The sequence below is a fragment of the Streptomyces sp. NPDC001604 genome (genome assembly GCF_042893475.1).
Lineage (GTDB): Bacteria > Actinomycetota > Actinomycetes > Streptomycetales > Streptomycetaceae > Streptomyces.
Map to the genome: position 1 here is coordinate 448,214 of NZ_JBIAUY010000003.1, position 17,953 is coordinate 466,166.

General features: G+C 72.2%; 17 protein-coding genes. 13 read left to right on the forward strand and 4 right to left on the reverse strand.

The annotated features are described in order from the left end of the window. The first annotated feature begins 71 nt into the window (after positions 1 to 71). Complete coding sequence (locus ACFY1E_RS11535) at positions 72 to 278, forward strand: hypothetical protein (protein WP_389074193.1); 207 nt, start codon at positions 72 to 74, stop codon at positions 276 to 278. A 596-nt stretch (positions 279 to 874) separates the two neighbouring features. Here ACFY1E_RS11535 and ACFY1E_RS11540 read toward each other — a convergent pair. Then, positions 875 to 1,471 carry a short chain dehydrogenase gene (locus ACFY1E_RS11540; RefSeq protein ID WP_389074195.1) on the reverse strand — a complete coding sequence of 199 codons (597 nt, stop codon included), beginning with the start codon at positions 1,469 to 1,471 and terminating at the stop codon, positions 875 to 877. A gap of 70 nt (positions 1,472 to 1,541) precedes the next feature. Here ACFY1E_RS11540 and ACFY1E_RS11545 point away from each other — a divergent pair, with 70 nt between their 5' ends. The 4 genes from ACFY1E_RS11545 to ACFY1E_RS11560 all read left to right on the forward strand — a co-directional run bounded on the left by ACFY1E_RS11545 (position 1,542) and on the right by ACFY1E_RS11560 (position 5,830). Continuing rightward, entirely contained in the window at positions 1,542 to 2,405 is an 864-nt protein-coding gene (locus ACFY1E_RS11545; RefSeq protein WP_389074197.1) for a LysR family transcriptional regulator, read from the forward strand. A gap of 226 nt (positions 2,406 to 2,631) precedes the next feature. Then, positions 2,632 to 3,522: an alkaline phosphatase family protein gene (locus ACFY1E_RS11550; RefSeq protein WP_389074200.1), complete on the forward strand. Its 891-nt coding sequence runs from the start codon at positions 2,632 to 2,634 to the stop codon at positions 3,520 to 3,522. Between the two features lie 5 nt (positions 3,523 to 3,527). After that, positions 3,528 to 4,811 (forward strand): MFS transporter, encoded by a 1,284-nt coding sequence (locus tag ACFY1E_RS11555; RefSeq protein WP_389074202.1) that lies wholly within the window; start codon positions 3,528 to 3,530, stop codon positions 4,809 to 4,811. Beyond that, positions 4,808 to 5,830: a TolB family protein gene (locus ACFY1E_RS11560; RefSeq protein ID WP_389074205.1), complete on the forward strand. Its 1,023-nt coding sequence runs from the start codon at positions 4,808 to 4,810 to the stop codon at positions 5,828 to 5,830. The genes ACFY1E_RS11555 and ACFY1E_RS11560 overlap by 4 nt, the downstream gene beginning before the upstream one ends. Positions 5,831 to 5,837: 7 nt before the next feature. On the opposite strand, the gene ACFY1E_RS11565 is transcribed toward ACFY1E_RS11560, so the two are convergent. Beyond that, positions 5,838 to 6,431, reverse strand: coding sequence for a GNAT family N-acetyltransferase (locus ACFY1E_RS11565; protein WP_389074207.1), 594 nt, complete (start codon positions 6,429 to 6,431; stop codon positions 5,838 to 5,840). Between the two features lie 130 nt (positions 6,432 to 6,561). Here ACFY1E_RS11565 and ACFY1E_RS11570 point away from each other — a divergent pair, with 130 nt between their 5' ends. Next, positions 6,562 to 7,359, forward strand: a complete 798-nt coding sequence (locus ACFY1E_RS11570) for a transglutaminase domain-containing protein (RefSeq protein WP_389074209.1) — start codon at positions 6,562 to 6,564, stop codon at positions 7,357 to 7,359. An 8-nt stretch (positions 7,360 to 7,367) separates the two neighbouring features. Here the strand turns inward: ACFY1E_RS11570 and ACFY1E_RS11575 are convergent, their stop codons facing one another. Beyond that, positions 7,368 to 8,276 (reverse strand): TIGR01777 family oxidoreductase, encoded by a 909-nt coding sequence (locus ACFY1E_RS11575; RefSeq protein ID WP_389074211.1) that lies wholly within the window; start codon positions 8,274 to 8,276, stop codon positions 7,368 to 7,370. Positions 8,277 to 8,475: 199 nt separating this feature from the next. Next, a complete protein-coding gene (locus tag ACFY1E_RS11580; protein WP_389074214.1) occupies positions 8,476 to 9,681 on the reverse strand; it encodes a cysteine desulfurase-like protein in 1,206 nt (401 codons plus the stop codon). Between the two features lie 374 nt (positions 9,682 to 10,055). Here ACFY1E_RS11580 and ACFY1E_RS11585 point away from each other — a divergent pair, with 374 nt between their 5' ends. The 7 genes from ACFY1E_RS11585 (at position 10,056) to ACFY1E_RS11615 (ending at position 17,892) form a co-directional block, all read left to right on the forward strand. After that, entirely contained in the window at positions 10,056 to 11,474 is a 1,419-nt protein-coding gene (locus ACFY1E_RS11585; RefSeq protein WP_389074217.1) for a hypothetical protein, read from the forward strand. Between the two features lie 59 nt (positions 11,475 to 11,533). Then, the gene (locus ACFY1E_RS11590) at positions 11,534 to 12,784 is read left to right on the forward strand and encodes an AAA family ATPase (RefSeq protein ID WP_389074219.1); all 1,251 of its coding nucleotides are present in this window, start codon (positions 11,534 to 11,536) and stop codon (positions 12,782 to 12,784) included. After that, positions 12,781 to 14,010, forward strand: coding sequence for a VWA-like domain-containing protein (locus ACFY1E_RS11595; RefSeq protein ID WP_389074222.1), 1,230 nt, complete (start codon positions 12,781 to 12,783; stop codon positions 14,008 to 14,010). The genes ACFY1E_RS11590 and ACFY1E_RS11595 overlap by 4 nt, the downstream gene beginning before the upstream one ends. Before the next feature lie 82 nt (positions 14,011 to 14,092). Continuing rightward, a complete protein-coding gene (locus tag ACFY1E_RS11600) occupies positions 14,093 to 14,932 on the forward strand; it encodes a PaaX family transcriptional regulator C-terminal domain-containing protein (protein WP_389074224.1) in 840 nt (279 codons plus the stop codon). Between the two features lie 155 nt (positions 14,933 to 15,087). Beyond that, positions 15,088 to 16,689 (forward strand): MFS transporter, encoded by a 1,602-nt coding sequence (locus ACFY1E_RS11605; protein WP_389074227.1) that lies wholly within the window; start codon positions 15,088 to 15,090, stop codon positions 16,687 to 16,689. A gap of 189 nt (positions 16,690 to 16,878) precedes the next feature. Next, a complete protein-coding gene (locus ACFY1E_RS11610) occupies positions 16,879 to 17,568 on the forward strand; it encodes a DUF4232 domain-containing protein (RefSeq protein WP_389074230.1) in 690 nt (229 codons plus the stop codon). Positions 17,569 to 17,721: 153 nt separating this feature from the next. Beyond that, positions 17,722 to 17,892 (forward strand): hypothetical protein, encoded by a 171-nt coding sequence (locus ACFY1E_RS11615; protein WP_389074232.1) that lies wholly within the window; start codon positions 17,722 to 17,724, stop codon positions 17,890 to 17,892. Positions 17,893 to 17,953: the final 61 nt, after the last annotated feature.

The window sequence follows — 17,953 nt, forward strand, 5'->3', positions numbered from 1 at the left end:
ACACCGGGCGCCGGGCGCGGTACTCGGTCTGTGCCTCGAACTACCGCCAGTATCCGGAATCGCTGCAGCGCATGGGTGTCGACAACATCGCGTTCGTGATCGGGCTGGACATGGGGCTGTCCGAGAGCGACGCGGCCGTCGTCCAGGACGAGCTGGGTGATCGCGGGGCGGTCCGCGGCACGCGCGAGCACCTCGGCGGTGCGGCGCACGACAAGCTCGGCGTCGCCGTCGACGGGTCGCCGAGTCGGCCGATGGGGCGGCCCGATGTCCGGGCCTGACTTTGGACGGCGCCCTGTCGCCCTCCAGGGCTTCGGCGTCGCCGGCAGCGCGGCCGCCCGGCGTTTCACGGAGCCCGGCGCCATCGTCGTGGCGCACCCACCGCACACGGCGCCCTGTCCGACCCGGCGGTCTCGACGCCTCGGGCCCGCGGCCGTGAGCGAAGAGCGCGGCGACCCGTCTCGTCGCCCGCGCCGTCCGGTGCCGAACTCACCGTTGAACTGCGAGCTGTTGAGGGCCGTCGCACTGCAGGACGCCATCGACCACGCCACGGCGCACGAGCTCAAGGCGAACTCATCGTGGAGGGCGCCGACCTGCCCACGGCACCGGCGGACCAGGCATCCTCGCCGCGCACCGCATCACAGTGACCCGTACGTCTTCGCCACCGCCGGAGCACCGTCGCGGCCGGCTTCGCGATGGGCCTCCGCCCCCCAGGGTTCCGCCCTGACACCGCCGCCGTCTTCGAGGCGATCTCGACGAGGCTGCGCGCCAACATGGTGGTCGTTCCCCCGCCCGCCGCGGACCGCCCCCGTCCCAGGAGCGCGTCCGCACGGCGATGCGGAGCAGAAGGCGCCTGTCCCGGACAGGACCCAGCTCACTACAGGGCGTAGATCTGCCCGGTCTGCGCGCCCTCGACGGACCGGACGTACGCCTGGGTGACGTCGGCGAGATCGACGGGTGGCATGCCCGGGAAGTAGTCGCCGTACTTGGCGAGGCTCTCGGTGAAGACCGTCGGGCTGATCGCGTTGATGCGCTGCGGGGCGATCTCGATGGCGGCGGCCCGGACGAACGCCTCCAGCGCCCCGTTGGCCATGGAGGCCGCACTGCCCGTGGGGATGGGCTCGCGGGCCAGCACGCCGGTGATGAGGGTGAAGGAGCCGCGCTCGGCGATCCGGGGGATGCCCTGGCGCACCAGGTCGATCTGGCTGAGCACCTTGCCGTGGAAGGCGGCCAGATAGTCCTCGGGGGTCAGCTCGGTGACCGGCTTGTACGGCACGTGTCCGGCGGCGCTGACCACGGCGTCCACCCGGCCGACCCGCTCGTAGAGCTCGGTGACCTGCGCGGGGTCGGTGATGTCGTGGCGCAGATCGCCGCCGCTGCGTCCCACGGTGAGGACATCGTGGCCGCGGGTGTCGAGTGTCTTGTGGAGGGCCGCGCCGAGCGTGCCGGTGGCGCCGATGAGGAGAATCTTCATGGCAGCGACGCTAGGCCCGGCCCCCGGCGGGAGGGAAATACCTTCTGGGGAGCACTTATGCTTCAGAGTTATGAATGTGGAGCTACGGCATCTGCGGGCGCTCGCCGCCATCGGCGACGAGGGCACCATCACCGGCGCGGCGGCCGCGCTCCACATCAGCCAGCCCGCCCTCTCACGCACCCTGGAGCAGCTGGAGAACCGGGTCGGCGTGCGGCTGGTGGAACGTACCACCCGCACCCTCTCGCTCACCGACGCCGGTCAACAGCTGCACCAAAGGGCTCATTTGATCCTTCGTCAGCTGGATGACGCACTGACGGAGGCCGCGGCCGGGGTGCGGCCGCTGCGGATCGGTTTCGCCTGGGCGGCACTGGGCGACCTGACCGTGCCACTGCTGCGCACCTGGCGGGAGGCGCACCCCGGCACCCCGGTGCAGGTGTACCGGCGTGACGATCCGGAGGTGGCGCTGCGCCGCGGAGAGATCGACGCGGCGCTGGTGCGCACCGCTCCCGCGCCCGGCGCCGGCCTCGAGGTCCGGTCGCTGTACCGGGAGCGGCGCATGGCCGCCGTACCCGACAGCGACCCGCTGGCCACTCGTCCGTCGGTGCGGCTGACGGATCTCGCCGACCGCCCGGTGGTGCTGTGCGCCACCGCCGCGACCACCGCCGAGCTGTGGCCCGAGGGACGACGGCCCCGCACGTTCGAGGTGGCCAACGTCGACGAATGGCTCACCGTGATCGCCACCGGGGAGGCGGTCGGCGTCACCGCGGAGGCCACCAAGCAGAGCCATCCGCACCCGGGGGTGCGCTATCTGCCCCTGGCGGACGTACCGCCCGTGACGGTCCGCATGGCCTGGCCGCGCACTCCCACACACCCGGCCACGCTCGCCTTCCTCGGGCATCTGCAGTCCATGACTTCCGCACATCTGCGTGCCTGACCTGCGCGGACGTCCGACTCGCCGAGATCGGGGTACGCGGGTCGCATGTGGTGGCGACCGCGAGCCCATGCCGCGCATGACCTGTACATGACCAGCATGTCGTGCGATGTTTGCCCATCGGGGTCCGCCGTTCGTCTGGGCTTCACGCAGTACCGGCCTGAGGCTCCTATGGTTGCGGCGCCGCCTCCCCCCGCACGTGCCCGTCACTTCTGTCCGGAGGACAGTCATGACCGCCGTAAAGGCTTCCAAGCGCACCAGACACCCCCTCACCGCACTCGCCGGGGCCGTCGCCCTCACCGCCACCTCGATCGGTGTGTGGGCCGCCACGACCTCAGCTGCTCAGGCCGCCGCCCTCCCCACACCCGACCACGTGGTGGTCGTGGTGATGGAGAACCACGCCTACTCGCAGGTGATCGGAAGCTCCAGCGCCCCGTACATCAACAACACCCTCAAGGCGGGTGGCGCCAACCTCACCCAGTCCTACGGCCTCACCCACCCCAGTGAGCCGAACTACTACATGCTCTTCTCCGGCTCCAACCAGGGCCGCACCGACGACAGTTGTGTGAGCGTCGGGTCCATCTCCGCGCCGAACCTCGCCTCCGAGCTGATCGCCGAGGGCAAGACCTGGAAGAGCTACAACGAGTCGCTGCCCAGCCAGGGTTCGACGACCTGCAGCAGCGGCAACTACGCGCAGAAGCACAACCCGTGGTTCGGCTTCTCCAACGTGCCGACGAACACCGCGATGACCTTCGCGCAGTTCCCGACCGACTACACGACCCTGCCGAAGGTCTCCTTCGTCGTGCCGAACCTGTGCAGCGACATGCACGACTGCTCGGTCTCCACGGGCGACACCTGGATCAAGAACAACCTGGGCGCGTACGCCACTTGGGCCCAGACGCACAACAGCATCCTCGCCGTCACCTTCGACGAGGACAACAAGCTCTCCGGCAACCGCATCCCGACCGTCCTCTACGGCCAGCACGTGGCGCCCGGCAGCTCCAGCTCGACCACGTACAACCACTACAACGTCCTGCGCACGGTGGAGGACCTGGCCGGTCTGAGCAGCCACGCGGGCAACGCCGCGTCGGCGTCCGACATCACCGGCATCTGGAACTGACGCCCGTGTACCTCGCGGACTCCCGCAGCACCAAGGCCGCCGTCGCCCAGGACACCCGTCCGGGGCGGCGGCCGGCCGCTGTGCCGGGCACGGTGCTGGCCCTGGGTGCGGTCAGCCTCATCACCGACGTCTCCTCGGAGATGGTCACCGCCGTGCTGCCCCTCTACGTGGTCGCCGGCCTCGGCCTGTCCCCGCTCGGCTTCGGTCTCCTCGACGGCATCAACAACGGCGTGGGGGCGCTGGTCCGGCTGGCCGGCGGTCATCTCGCCGACCGCGGCGGCCGCCGGCACAAGGTCGTGGCGGGCCTCGGCTACGGTCTGTCGGCGCTGTGCAAGCCGCTGCTGCTGCTCGCCCACACCCTCCCCGTCATCGGCGCCGTGCTCGCGGCCGACCGCACCGGCAAGGGACTGCGCACCGCCCCACGGGACGCGATGATCTCGCTGGCCACCGAACCCGAGCACCGGGGACGGGCGTTCGGGGTGCACCGCGCCATGGACACCACCGGCGCACTGCTCGGCCCGCTGGTCGCCTTCGCCGTGCTGCGGGCCACCGTCGACGGCTACGACGCGGTCTTCACCGTCAGCGGCTGTGTCGCCGCGCTCGGGGTGCTGGTGCTGGTGCTCTTCGTGCCCGGCCGCATCACACCCGCCGGTGCCGCAGTTCCGCCCGAGGCCGCTCGCCCCGCCCTGCGCGATTCACTCGGCCTGCTGCGCCGCCCGGAGCTGCGCCGGCTCACCTTCTGCGCGGCCCTGCTGGGTCTCACCACCGTCAGCGACTCCTTCCTGTATCTGCTGCTGCAGCGCGCGGGCGACCTGTCCGCCGACCTGTTCCCGCTGCTGCCCCTGGGCACCGCCGCCGTCTTCCTGCTGCTCGCCGTCCCGCTCGGCGCGCTCGCCGACCGCCTCGACCGCCGCCGGCTGTTCCTGGCCGGTCACGGCGTTCTGCTGCTCGGCTACGGCCTGGTGCTCTCCCCCTGGCACGGCATTCCCGCCGTGGTCGCCGTCCTCGTCCTGCACGGCACCTTCTACGCGGCCACCGACGGGGTCCTCGCAGCCGCCACCGCCGGTGCCGTGCCCGCACAGCACCAGGGCGCCGGGCAGGCGCTGGTGGGCACCGGCCAGGCGCTGGCCCGGTTCACCTGCTCGCTCGCCTTCGGCGCGGCCTGGAGCCTGTGGGGCGGTCGCACCGCGCTGGCCGTCACCGCCGCCGCGCTGGCCGTCAGCGCCGTCGTGGCCTTCTTCGTGCTCCGCCCCACCGCCGACGTGTCCCTCGCGGAGGTGTCCGCATGACCCGAACCACCCGTCTGGTGATCCTGCTGGCCGCCGTCCTGCTGCTCGGTGGCGTCGGCACCGGGGCGGTGCTGTACGCCGCCCACCGCTCGGGCATGCGCGACGAGCAGCAGGCGAACGGCCCGACCGTGCTGGCCGGTACCGTCTCGCTCCGGCCGACGTCCGGACGCCGGCTGCTGGTGCGCAACCTGGCCTGGGGCCCGCACCGCGACGAGATCGCGACCGTGCCCGCCGACGATCCGCAGGGGCCGCGCACCGCCTCGGGCGTCAAGTGCCTGCGCTTCCACGCGGCGGCCGGAACCGGCATCTGCCTGCAGGCCGTGCACGGCACGCTCAGGGACACCTACCGGGCGGTCGTCCTCGACGCGCACCTGCGCGAGCGGCACCGCTTCGCGGCCGCGGGCATCCCCACCCGGGCCCGTGTCTCGCCGTCCGGCCACATGGCGGCCTGGACGGTCTTCGTCAGCGGAGACTCCTACGCCGGTACGAACTTCTCCACCCGCACGGCCATCGTCGACACCCGCACCTGGAAGATCGACGACAACCTGGAGACCTTCCGCATCATCAAGGACGGCCGGAGCTACCGAGCCGCCGACACCAACATCTGGGGCGTCACCTTCGCCGACGACGACCGCTTCTACGCCACGCTGGCGACCGGCGGCAAGACCTACCTCGTCCGAGGAGACGTCGCGGCACGCACCCTCACCACCCTGCACCGCAACGTCGAATGCCCCTCCCTCTCCCCCGACGGCACCCGCATCGCGTACAAGAAACGCGTCACGGGAGCCTCTCCCGACGCCCCTTGGCGGCTGTACGTCCTGAACCTGCGCTCCATGAAGGAGACCGCGACCGCCGAGCAGCGCAACATCGACGACCAGGCCCTTTGGGCGGACGACTCCACCCTCGTCTACGCCCTCCCCGGCGACTACGGCTCCGATCTGTGGACCGTCCCCTCCGACGGCACCGGCAGGGCCCGCCGCCTGATGACCTCGGCCGTGGCCCCCGCCTACCTGGGCTGACGGGTCCTCACAGATCCCATGTCCGCGGGCGCCACAGCGTCTCCCACTCGGGGCGCAGCAGCGACAGCACCGCAACGTCGTGGCGGCGCCCCCGGTGCAGACAGGCCGAGCGGCGCACGCCTTCCCTGACGAACCCGGACTTGGCCAGGACCTTGAGGGCGGCGGTGTTCTCGGTGTGGGTGACTGCCTGCAGGCGGTGCAGGGGCAGTTCACCGAAGGCCAGGTCGACCATGGTGTCGAGGGCGTCGGTGCCGTGTCCCTGCCCGCGGTGTTCGGGAGCGAGCAGCATGACGAGCTCCGCCGTACCGTCGGCCAGGTCCTGATCGATGAGCGCCGTGCAACCGATCGGCGTGCCGTCGGGGAGCAGCACGAGGAAGTCGTCGCGGTCCGAGTCGTCGAGGTCACGCTCCACCCGCTCGCGGAGCCAGGACAGGGACCGGGGCCAGACGCCGATCTCGTGCGCGGCGACCGGGTCGGACCGCCACCGCTGCAGCACCTCGGCGTCGTCGACCTCCAGAGGGGCGAGGGCGATCTTGCTCCCCCGTCGGCAGGGCACCCTTTCACTCGCCGCCGTCGCTGCTTCCCGCCCGTTGTCGTCCACGAGCGGAGAGGTTAGAGGCCGGCGCGGGACACGGCCACGCATTTTCCGGCGACCGCAGCAGAGTTGAACATGTTCAATTCATCGGCGATGATACGTGTGGCCATCGGGTGCCGGAGAGAGGACCACGGTCATGACGAGCTCGCTTCTCACGCCACGAGGCCGTTCTCGCGCCGGTACGACGGCCGGGGTGGCGGCGGGGAGCACTGCCCCTACGCGGATCCTCGACTGGCAGCACCCGCAGGTCACTGCCCTGCTTCGGCAGGTCGCCACGGCGGCGGACGCGGGGACGGTCGCGGCGCCCGACCGCCGGACAGCGGATCTGCGCCGGGCCCACCGGGTCATTGCCGCGGCGGTGCGGCCGGTGTACTCGGTGCAGGACGAGCGACCCGTGTCCGAGGTGCTGCGCCGTGGCCGTGGTTCGTGCAGCCAGCGGCTGGCCGTGCTGGAGGCGGTGGCGCGGGCGTCCGGGGTGGCCACGCGGGTGCGGGGGCTGCTGGTCGACGGGGCTTTCTGGTATCCGCGCTTCCCGCGGCTGCGCCGGCTCGTCCCGGACCAGGTTCTCCTGGCATGGCCGGAATTCCGCCTCGGTGTAGGGGCGCCGACCGTCCATGCCACCGCTCCCTGGCTGACGGTCTCGGAACTCTTCGGCAGCCTTGACGAGTTGAGCGACGGCCGGGGTGGTGGCTTCACCAACGCCGGTGCGGAGACGCTGTTCGAGGCGCTGTCCAGGACGGCGATCGACTGGGACGGGGTGACGCTCTGCCCGGCCGACGGCGCCTCGTGCGATCTCTCGGCCCACGTTCTGGCCGACCTGGGGCACTTCGACTCGCGCGACGAACTCTTCGCCCGGCACGGCCAGACCCTCTGCCGTACGGCGAGAGTGCTGGCGGAGCCCGTCCTGGGCCGTCGTCGGGCGGCGGGCGCCTGAAAGCACCGTCAGTGGACCGCTGAGCCCAGGGCGGCCTCGAAGGTCGGGTGCTCGAAGGTGAAGCCCGAGTCGAGGAGGCACCCGGGCACCACGCGCTGGCTCATCAGGATGCCGTCGGCGAACTCCCCGAGCACCAGCCGCAGAGCGAAGGCCGGCACGGGCAGCACCGTGGGCCGGTGCAGGGCCCGGCCGATGGCGGCGGTGATGTCCCGGTTGGTCGCGGGGTGCGGGGTGGTCATGTTGACCGGCCCGCTGACCGATTCGGTGTCGATGAGGTGGCGCAGGGCGCGGACCGCGTCGGGCAGGGAGATGTAGCTCCAGTACTGGCGGCCGTCGCCCAGCCGCCCGCCGAGCCCCGCCCGGGCGAGCGGCAGCAGACGGCCCATCGCCCCGCCCGCGCCCGACACGACGATCCCGAAGCGCGTGGTGACCACCCGTGTCCCGGCCGCCCGGGCGCCGTCCGCGGCGGCTTCCCACTCCTGGCACACGCCGGCCAGGAAGTCCCGGCCCGGCCTGCCGGACTCGTCGACGACGGCCTGCCCGGTCTCGCCGTAGTAGCCGACGGCGGACCCCGACACGAACACCTGCGGCGGCTTCTCGCAGCCACGGATCGCCTCAGCGAGGGCGCCGGTGCCGCGCACCCGGCTCTCGCGGATCTCGTTCTTGTACGCGGCGGTCCACCGGCGGTCGCCGACTCCGGCCCCGGCCAGCCCGACCACCGCGTCCGCGCCGTCGAGCACCGCCGGATCGACGCCCACCGTCTCCGCCCGGGGGTCCCACCGTGCCTCGACGCTTCCGTCGGCCCGGGCCTGCGGCTCGCGCCGGACCAGCCGGGTCACACGGTGACCGTCGGCCAGCAGCGACACGGCGAGTGCACCGCCGATCAATCCTGAGGAACCGCTGATGACGACGTGCATGAGAACCGGCCTCGATCCTGGAACGAACAACCGACCAATACGTTTGATTCTTCAAACATACACCCAAGGGAACTGCGCTCCGCGGTGGTCCGCCGCGCGGTCGCCCGCCGGCAGATCCACGGTCCGGAGGACCGCCTCGTGCAACACGGCCGTGGTCAGCACACGGCCCGGGCGGCACCTTCGGGCGTCCGGCCGCTGCTCAGAGGCTGAGGAACTCGGACAGCCCGCCCAGCAGCCGGTCGACTTCCTCCGCGCTGTTGTAGGGCGCGAGGCCCATGCGGAGGCCGCCGGTGTCGCCGAGGCCGAGCCGGCGGGAGGCCTCGATGGCGTAGAAGGATCCCGAGGGGGCGTGGACGCCGCGCTCGGCGAGGAAGCGGTAGGCGTCCGTGGTGGAGCGGCCCTCGAACGTCAGCAGCAGGGTGGGCGTGCGGTCGGCCGCCCGGGAGTGGACCGTGATGCCGTCGAGCGAGGGCAGTCCCTTGTCGATCTGGGTGCGCAGGCTGTGTTCGTGTGCTTCGAGCGCCGCGAACGCGGCGGTCAGGCGCTGTCGGCGGGTTCCCGTGGCGCTCGGGTCGAGGCGGGTGAGGAAGTCGACCGCGGCGGTGGTGCCCGCGAGGAACTCATAGGGCAGCGTGCCCAGTTCGAAGCGCTCGGGGACCGCGTCGGTGGAGGGCAGGAGCTTGTCCGGCCGCAGGGTCTCCAGCAGCTCCGGCCGGGCGGCGAGGACTCCGTGGTGCGGGCCCAGGAACTTGTACGGGGAGCAGACGAAGAAGTCCGCGCCGAGCGCCTCCAGGTCGACCAGCGTGTGGGCGGCATAGTGGACGCCGTCGACGTAGCTGAGCGCCCCCACCTCGTGCGCCAGGCGGGAGATCCCGGCGATCGCGGGACGGGTGCCGATCAGGTTGGAGGCGGCGGTGACGGCGACCAGCCGGGTGCGTCCGGTGAGGACGGCGCGGATGTCGTCGAGGGTCAACTCCCCGGTGGCGGGGTCGAAGTCGGCCCAGCGTACGGTGGCGCCGGCCGCCGCTGCGGCCTGGACCCAGGGGCGGATGTTGGCGTCGTGGTCGAGGCGGGTGACGACGACCTCGTCCCCGGGCCGCCAGGTCTTGGCGAGGGTGCGGGAGAACTCGTAGGTGAGCTGGGTGGCGCTGCGGCCGAAGACGATCCCCGACGGATCCGCTCCGAGCAGGTCGGCCATGGCCCGGCGGGCCCCGGTGACGATGGTGTCGGCGTTGCGCTCCCCCGGCGCCACCTGGCCCCGGTTCGACAGGGGGTTGGACAGGGCGTCCGCGATGGCCTGGATGACGGGTCGCGGGGTCTGGGTGCCGCCGGGGCCGTCGAAGTGCGCCGTTCCGGCCGCGAGGGCCGGGAACTGGGAGCGGATGGCGGTGATGTCGTACGTCACGAGAGCTCCTGTCGAGTGCCGGGCCTGGCCAAGAGATCCTCCGCGATCGCGGGCGGGCGTGGCAACAGGCCGTGTCGGCCACCTGCGCGCAGGACGCGGGACACGCCCGGGGGGCCTCCCTGCTCCTCGTAGGCGAGGTCGGGCACCCGGATCTTCTCCAGGGCCAAGCACAGACGGCCCGGATCGGTGATCGAGTGGGGCGTGAGGCCGGGCGGGCTGCCGTCCAGGCGGGACGGCAGCGCGCGGAGACATCGTCCTGGACTCGCTGATCGGAAAACCCCTGGCCGAGCGAGACGGGGAAGGCTAGGATCCCTCGCGATGACGACTCATTCTGTTGACAGATTGGGGGTCCCGTCCGCGCCAGGTGAGTGCTGATGCTCACCGAGACTGCGAACGGGGATCCCCGCCTTTCCTTCTGGCAGCGCGTGCGCGAGTTCGCCGTGCCGCCCTCCATGATCGAGACTGCGACCGCCCGCCGCCGTGTCGGCGACTGGGCGGGAGCGTGTGCCGCCGCAGGCCTCGACGTCGATCTCAACCTGCGTTCCGTGGCGCGCAGCCACGGCCGGGAGCTCGCGGCCCGAGTACGGGCCGATCTGCGCCGGCTGGCTCCCGACCTGCTGCGCTGGCACATGCCGAGGATCGCTCCCGACGGGTTGCTGCGCCCGGGACTGACCATCGCTCTGGCCCGGTACGACGCTGCCGGGCGGGACGGGCCAGGTCCGGTGCACCTGGTGGTGCGGACTCCGCCGGCCTGGGCGGATGCCGGGCAGCGGATCAGCCTCGCACTGTGGCTCGGATCCCACGTGGAGGCCGCCGCCCGGCGTCATCCGCACCCCCGTCCCAGCCGGCGCTTCCGTCTCGACCTGCATCGACATCTGTGGGACGCGAGCAGAGCCGAAGAGCTGCGGACGCGGTCCGGGGTCGATCGGCCGAGCAACGACAACCGCCTTGCGGCGCAATGGGAGTCGCCCGCGCCGGTGCCGGACGGTCGGCGCTGCGCCGTCGACCGGTGGGCGGCCGAGGCGGGGATACTGCTCGGCACAGAAGGCCGGCGCGGGTCAGGTGGTTGCGTGCTCGTGCGGCTCGGGGGCAGGCACCGCCTGGTCCTGGACCTGACCGCGGGCAGCGATGAGACCGGGCCGCCCTCGGTACGACTCGCCGATGCGTCCGGGTACGGCGACAGCTCCGCGCTGCCGGTGCTGCCCGATGCGGCGACCTGGGTCCCGCCCGACGTGGAGTTGCTGTGCACCGGTGCGATCACGCCCGAGCGACTGCACCCGCTGGTCGCCACCGCCCTCGTACCGGACTACTCGCCGGCCGGGCCGCCCCCTGCTCCGGAACCGGCAGGGCAGCCGCGTCTCGTGGAGTGCCGTGGAGTTCGGCACCGGATCGGTCTGGTGGACGGGGTGCTGGCCCCGCTGGACCATGACCCGGCCGAGATCCGGCGGGAGGAGCTGCTGGTCGCGCTGACCGGAACTCCGCTGCCCTGCCTTCAGGCGATCGACGAGGCGCACCGTCGTCCGGAGTGCCTCACGGGCGTGCGCGAGCGCCTCGACCACGGCGACATCTCCGGTGCACTGGCCGTCGTGGAGGGCCTGCTCGGTCCCGACGCGGTGCTGCGCGACGGCCCGTTGCGGGACGAGCTGGAGGCGGCCGCGGAGCGGCGGATCACCTACGGCCTGTTCAGGGAGGGGCTGACCGGACCCGCCCGCGGGCCTGCCCGCCATCGCCCCGGGGACCTCTGCCGCACCCCTCGCCACCGCTCCCACCCGCGCCACGCGAATTTCCGCTGACCTCACCCCTCGTACACCCGTCTCACTCGGCTCACCCCGACGAAAAGGTGACCACACACATGCCTGCACACACTCTGTTCGCCGCCACCGTCACCCCCTCCGGCTCCCAACTCGGCGTCGCCGACGAGCTGTTGACCCTGCTGCGCAACGCCACCACCGAACCCCGTCCCGACATGCAGCTCGAGGCCCTGACGCTGGCCGTGGCCGCCGATCTGCCCGTGCTGCTGTGGGGTGAGCCGGGGATCGGCAAGACCGCGGCCCTCACCCAGCTCGCCGAGGCCCTCGACCTGCCGCTGACCACGGTGATCGCCAGCGTGCACGAGCCGTCCGACTTCTCCGGGCTGCCCGTCGTCGGGGACGATCCCGCGGAGCAGGGGGTCCCGATGGCCCCGCCGGACTGGGCGGTGCGCCTGGTGCGGGCCGGGCGGGGGCTGCTGTTCCTGGACGAGTTGTCCACCGCGCCGCCCGCGGTGCAGGCCGCGCTGCTGCGCCTGGTGCTGGAACGGCGGATCGGCGCCCTCCGACTGCCGCCCGGGGTGCGGATCGTAGCCGCAGCCAATCCGCGCTCCTCGGCGGCCGACGGCTGGGAGCTGAGCCCGCCGCTGGCCAACCGTTTCGTACACCTGCAGTGGACCCACGACCACGAGGTCGTCGTGCGCGGCCTCGGTGGGACCTGGCCGCGGGCCACGCTGCCGCGACTCTCACCGGAGAGACTGTCGGAGGCGGTGGACTTCGCCCGCCGTGCGGTCTGCGGGTTCCTCACCGCACGGCCCAAACTCGTGCACCGGCTTCCCGGCAACGAGATGCGGCGGGGCGGCGCCTGGCCGTCGCCCCGGAGCTGGGAGATGACGCTGCGCCTGATCGCCTTCGCGACCGCGGCCGGCTCCTCACGCGACGTGCTCTCGCTGCTGGTCCGGGGCACGGTGGGCGACGGTCCGGGCCTTGAACTGCTGGCGAGTCTGGACCGGTTGGACCTGCCGGACCCCGAGGTGCTCCTGGCCGACCCTGCGCACGCGGAGCTGCCCGAGCGGGGTGATCTGCGCCAGGCCGTGCTCGACGGCGTGGTGGCGGCGGTCCGCGGCCGCCCCGAGAAGTCCCGCTGGGACGCGGCCTGGGCGCTGCTGGTCCGCGCCCTGGAGACCGGAGCGCCGGACCTGGTGGTGGTGCCCGCGACCACGCTCGCCACGCTGCGCCGCGAGGACTGGGACGTACCGGCCTCGATCGAGAAGCTCGCCGGAGCGGTGTCCGTGTCCCGGCGCGCGGACCAGGCGGCGGCCCGTACCGCCCTGACCGCGAAGGCCGGCCGATGAGCCCCGACGCACCCGGGGCACTGGACCTCGACAAGCTCTTCGCGGCCCGGCTGCAGGCCGCCAGGGCCCGCCCGTACCTGGCGACCGCGCTGTTCGCCCTGCACACCGTCGAGTCGCGGCAGGTGCCGACGATGGCCGTCGACCGGCACTGGCGCTGCTATGTCTCACCCGGGTTCGTGGACCGGATGCCGGTGGAGGACCTGGCGGCCGTATGGGTGCACGAGGTGTCGCATCTGCTGCGCGACCACCACGGGCGCAGCGACCGGGTCGCACGGGAGCGGGGGCTGACCGGCCCCGGCGAACGGCTGCGGATGAACATCGCCGCGGACTGCGAGATCAACGACGACATCTACGGCGACGGGTTGGTCTCGCCCCTGGGCGCGGTGCGGCCGGCTGCCCTGGGGCTGTCCGAGGGGCAGTTGATGGAGGACTACCTGTGCCAGTTCACGCTCGGCACACGGACGCAGAGCATGGCCTGGCTGGACTGCGGCAGCGGCGCCGACGGGCTGGCACGGGAGTGGGAGCTGGGCCCGGACGGCGCGCACGGCCTGAGCGCGCAGGAACAGGACGCGGTGCGGTTCCGGGTGGCGCAGGGACTCAAGGGCCGTCCGGGCAACGCCCCGGAGGGGTGGCGGCGGTGGGCGGAGAAGGCGTTCCATCCGCCGCAGCCCTGGCGGGAGTTGCTGGGCGCGGCGGTCCGTTCGGCGGCCTCCGGGTCGGGCGCGGGCGAGGACTACAGCTACGGCCGGCCCGCGCGGCGCTCGGCGTCACTGCCCGGCGTCGTACTGCCGAGCCTGCGGCGCAGACCGCCCCGGGTCTCGGTGATCATCGACACGTCCGGGTCGGTCAGTGACGCCGAACTGGGCAGCGCGCTCCTGGAGGTCGCCGCGATCTCCCGTGCCGTGGGCGGCCGCCGCGACCTGGTGACCGTGGTGCCGTGCGACGCCGCGGCCCGGGTCGCGCACCCGCTGTGCCGGGCCGAGGGCATCCCGCTGCTGGGCGGCGGCGGCACGGATCTGCGCACGGGCTTCACCAGGGCGCTGCGCACGTGCCCCGATGTCGTAGTGGTGCTGACCGACGGTCAGACCCCGTGGCCGGACTCGCGACCGGCGTGCCGGACGGTGGTGGGTCTGTTCCCCCGGCACGGCGCGGGCTGGGACGAGGAGGATCCCGACTATGTGCCCGATGCGCCGCCCGCCTGGGCCCGGGTGGTCGACATCGGATAGGCGGACGCCGGCGGAGCACGACCGGCTGCGCCGGCAACGACCTGTCCGTCGAGGTGGAGAGGACCGGATCTACCCTTGCCCGGTGACCAGCTTCGATCCGCCGGACCAGGCGGGCAGCGCACCCCGGCCGCAGTCGCTGATGCTGACCTTCTTCGGCATCCACGCCCTGGGCCGGGACGTCGCCCTGTCGGCGAGCAGTCTGATCGACGTGTTCGGGCAGGCCGGGATCACCGAGGACGCCGTACGGTCGACGCTGACCCGCATGGTCAAGCGCGGCCTGCTGGAACGGCACCGGCGCGGCCGCAAGACGTACTTCGGCCCGACGCCCCGCGCCACCCGCGTGCTGCAGGACGGCCACGACCGGGTCTGGCACACCGGTGCGGTCAACCGCAGCTGGGACGGCACCTGGACCCTGGTCGGCTTCTCGCTCCCGGAGGCGTGGCGGCGCGAGCGGCACGACCTGCGTTCCCGGCTGCTGTGGAGCGGTTTCGGGCCGCTGCAGAACGGCCTGTGGGTGGCGCCCGGCACGGTGGACGTGCCCGAGATCGTCGCCGGGCTGCACCTCGACCCGTATCTGCGCGTCTTCCAGGGCGCCACGGCCGTCGCCCCGACCGACGCCCGGACGATCCTGCACACGGCGTTCGACGTGGAGTCCGTCGCCAAGGGATACGAGGCGTTCCTGGCCCGCTGGAGCACGGACGCCGACGAGCCGGCGGACGCCCTCGTACGGCAGTTGCTGCTGCACACCGACTGGCTGGACCAGGTCCGCCAGGATCCCCATCTGCCCGCCGAGCACCTGCCCGAGGACTGGCCTGCCGCCCGCGCGGAGGAGCGGTTCCACGAGTTGGCGCGCCGCTGCGAGGAGCCGGCCCGTCAGGCGGCCGCGAGGACTCTCGACGTGATCCGGGTGGCCGTCCCTTAACACCGCCCGGACCTCCGGTGGTACTGGCCGGCACACCCATGCCCATCATTACTGGGCAATGTATTGACCGCCGTCGAAAAACTGCCCTACATTCATCGCGTTCTCGGCGTCCCCGTACCGCTCGAAGCCGCCCAGCCGCTCAAAGGGGAGCACAGGTGTCCACCGAAACGCGCACTCAAACCGGCGCCACCGTCGCCTCGCAACCATCCGGCGGCCTGCCCGTCGGCACCCTGATCGCCGGCTGCTTCGCGGTCTGTCTGGCACAGATCGCCCTGGCCATGCCGGCCACGCTGAACGGGCTCTTCCAGGAGGACCTGCATCCCGTCGGCTCGCAGCTGACCTGGATCTCGGACGCGTTCCTGCTGCCCGTGTCCGTACTGGAGCTGACCTTCGGCGTCCTCGGTGACCTCTTCGGCCGCAAGCGGCTGCTGGTCGGCGGCGGTGCGCTGCTGGTGGTCGGCGAGGCGCTGGCCGCCGCCAGCACCGGCATCCACATGCTCTGGGTGGGCCAGGCCATCGCCGGCCTGGGTGCGGCGGCGCTGTTCCCGACCTCGCTCGCGATGATCGCCGCGGGCACCCACTCGGCCAAGGACCGTGCCCGCACCATCACCATCTGGGCGGCGGCCCTGTCCAGCGGCGGTTTCGTCGCCCCCGTCCTGGGCGGCATCACCGGCAACTACGGCTCCTGGCGCTGGGCGTTCATCGTCGTCACCGGCCTCGCCCTGATCAGCACCGTGCTCAGCCAGCTGCTGGCACACAACTCCAGCGCCCCGGAGGGCCGTTCACTCGACCTGGCAGGCCAGATCACCATCGGCATCGGCATGTTCGCCCTGCTCTACGCGGTGATCCAGGGCCCGGCGGACGGCTGGACCGCGACGCCGGTGGTGATCGCCTATGTGGTCGCCGCGGTGTTCATCGGCCTGTTCGTCGTGGCCGAGAGCCGGGCCGCCTCCCCGCTGCTCCGGCTCGATCTGTTCAGGAACCGGGCGTTCGCGGTGGCGTCGTTCGTCGCGGTGGTCGGCATGTTCAGCTACCTCGGCACCGCCTACGCGACCAGCATCCGGCTCGGCCCGATCCAGCACCAGAGCCCGCTGCGCGGTTCGTTCGCGTTCATTCTCCTCAACGCCTGGACACTGCTGCTGATGCCGCTGATCTCCCGGCTCCTCGAGAAGGTCAGCCCTCGCTGGGTACTGGGCGCCGGTCTGGGGCTGATGGCGACGGGAGACTTCATCGCCGCCACCCTGTCGGTCCACGACCGTGCCCTGACCTCTCTCATCCTCCCCATCGGCCTGGTCGGCATCGGCTTCGCGCTGACGGTCTCCTCGATCACGGCGACGGCCGTCAACACGGTGGAGGTCCACTACGCGGGCATGGCCAGCGCATCGACCAGCCTGCTGCGCGACTTCGGCTTCACGCTCGGCCCGGCGGTCATCGGCGCGATCGCGCTGAGCCGCGCGGCGGACGAGTTCACCTCGAAGCTGGCCTCCTCCCATCTGCCCGCCGAGGTCAAGGCGGCCGCCGGGCAGGTGGCGGCGGAGGGCGGCCCGCTCGCCTCCAACTCCGTACCGCCGTCCTCCCCGCCGGGCGGCGCGGTCCCCCTCGCGCTGGAAGCCCTCGGCAACGGGTACGCCATCGGCTATGTGATCTGCGGCCTCTCGGCCCTGGCCTGCTGCCTCCTCAGCGTGATCGCGCTGCGCGGGAAGGCCGACAAGGACGCGACCGTGGGCATCGCGGAGGAGGCGCCCGCGGCCGCCTGACCACCCGCGACACCCCGTGCGAGAGGGCGCCGGTCAACCTGACCGGCGCCCTTCGTCACCGCGCTGTCACAGAAGATCCACACGTGTCACAGCTGATCCACAGGCGAAACCCCCGGTGATGCAGTCATGTCTCCATGGTCGGGCGCCGGCGAAGGACCGGCCCCGCACCATCCGAACTCGGGGGACTCCATGCAGTACGTGAACGGCATCCGCAAGGCCGCGCCGGCGATCGCCGCCCTTCTGGCCGCCCTGTCGGTGACCGCGTGTCAGGCCGACGGCTCCAAGGCGGCGGCCGAAACGTCGTCGAAGGCGCCGAGCAACGCGCCGTCCGCTCCCACCACCACCCCCGGCACGACGACCCAGGAACCCTCCCACGCGCCCACCTCGAAGGCTCCGACCGCGAAGGCATCCCCCATATCCGGGTCCGGTTCCACGGGAAGCGCCGTGAAGACGTGCGCGGCGACCGCCCTGAACGTGACGGCGCACCAGGCCACCGACCGCCCGGAGGGCACCGGAACCGGAGCGGCGGTGGTCGAGTTCACCAATGTCTCCGCCAAGCCGTGCATCGTGCAGGGCCACCCCACCGTGGCCGGCGCGGGCAACGGTTCCCCGGAGCACAACGCCCCGCTGAAGGTGACGCCGTCCGGCTCCGCCGCTCCGGTCAAGCTGGCACCGGGCGCCAAGGCCTGGGTGAAGCTGACCTTCGTCCAGGTCCAGGGCGAGGCGGACGGCTACTGCAAGTCCGGCGCGACGCCGGTCGCCTACCCGACGCTGGTGGTCGGCCTGCCGGGCTCCGGGGCACACCAGGTCGCCCTGGACGACGGTGTCTTCGCGGAGTGCGACAACACGGTCACCGCCACGGCCGTGGCAGCCGCGTAGTGCTGAGCCCACAGGACATTTTCATCATGGACACCGAAGGCGTTCTCCTTCTCCTCAATTCGGTCCGCCTGTCCTGATTTATTGGCTGGTCGGTCACGGCATCCGTGACCGGCCGGCCCGCCCGACCAGCTCACCACGGAGAAGGACCAGACTGTGATATCCAACCCGAGCGGAAACGATCACCTACCGGTGTACGAGAGCCTGCTGCGTGAGCGCGGTGACGTCGTGGCCGAAGCCCGTGTGGCCGCGGAGCAGATGCAGGACCAGGCACCGCAGCCGTCGAGCAGCCACGACTGGGATCCGTCGGACTTCAACCCGCAGTGAGGCAGGAGCCCCGCCGCAGAGGCAAGGGGCTCCTCCTTTGCGCCACCCCGCCGGAATGTTC

Excerpts from the sequence above, each read along its gene's own strand:
- ACFY1E_RS11535 (WP_389074193.1), top strand. The coding sequence starts at position 72 with ATGGGTGTCGACAACATCGCGTTCGTGATCGGGCTGGACATGGGGCTG.
- ACFY1E_RS11540 (WP_389074195.1), bottom strand. The coding sequence starts at position 1,471 with ATGAAGATTCTCCTCATCGGCGCCACCGGCACGCTCGGCGCGGCCCTC.
- ACFY1E_RS11545 (WP_389074197.1), top strand. The coding sequence starts at position 1,542 with ATGAATGTGGAGCTACGGCATCTGCGGGCGCTCGCCGCCATCGGCGAC.
- ACFY1E_RS11550 (WP_389074200.1), top strand. The coding sequence starts at position 2,632 with ATGACCGCCGTAAAGGCTTCCAAGCGCACCAGACACCCCCTCACCGCA.
- ACFY1E_RS11560 (WP_389074205.1), top strand. The coding sequence starts at position 4,808 with ATGACCCGAACCACCCGTCTGGTGATCCTGCTGGCCGCCGTCCTGCTG.
- ACFY1E_RS11570 (WP_389074209.1), top strand. The coding sequence starts at position 6,562 with ATGACGAGCTCGCTTCTCACGCCACGAGGCCGTTCTCGCGCCGGTACG.
- ACFY1E_RS11575 (WP_389074211.1), bottom strand. The coding sequence starts at position 8,276 with ATGCACGTCGTCATCAGCGGTTCCTCAGGATTGATCGGCGGTGCACTC.
- ACFY1E_RS11585 (WP_389074217.1), top strand. The coding sequence starts at position 10,056 with ATGCTCACCGAGACTGCGAACGGGGATCCCCGCCTTTCCTTCTGGCAG.
- ACFY1E_RS11590 (WP_389074219.1), top strand. The coding sequence starts at position 11,534 with ATGCCTGCACACACTCTGTTCGCCGCCACCGTCACCCCCTCCGGCTCC.
- ACFY1E_RS11595 (WP_389074222.1), top strand. The coding sequence starts at position 12,781 with ATGAGCCCCGACGCACCCGGGGCACTGGACCTCGACAAGCTCTTCGCG.
- ACFY1E_RS11610 (WP_389074230.1), top strand. The coding sequence starts at position 16,879 with ATGCAGTACGTGAACGGCATCCGCAAGGCCGCGCCGGCGATCGCCGCC.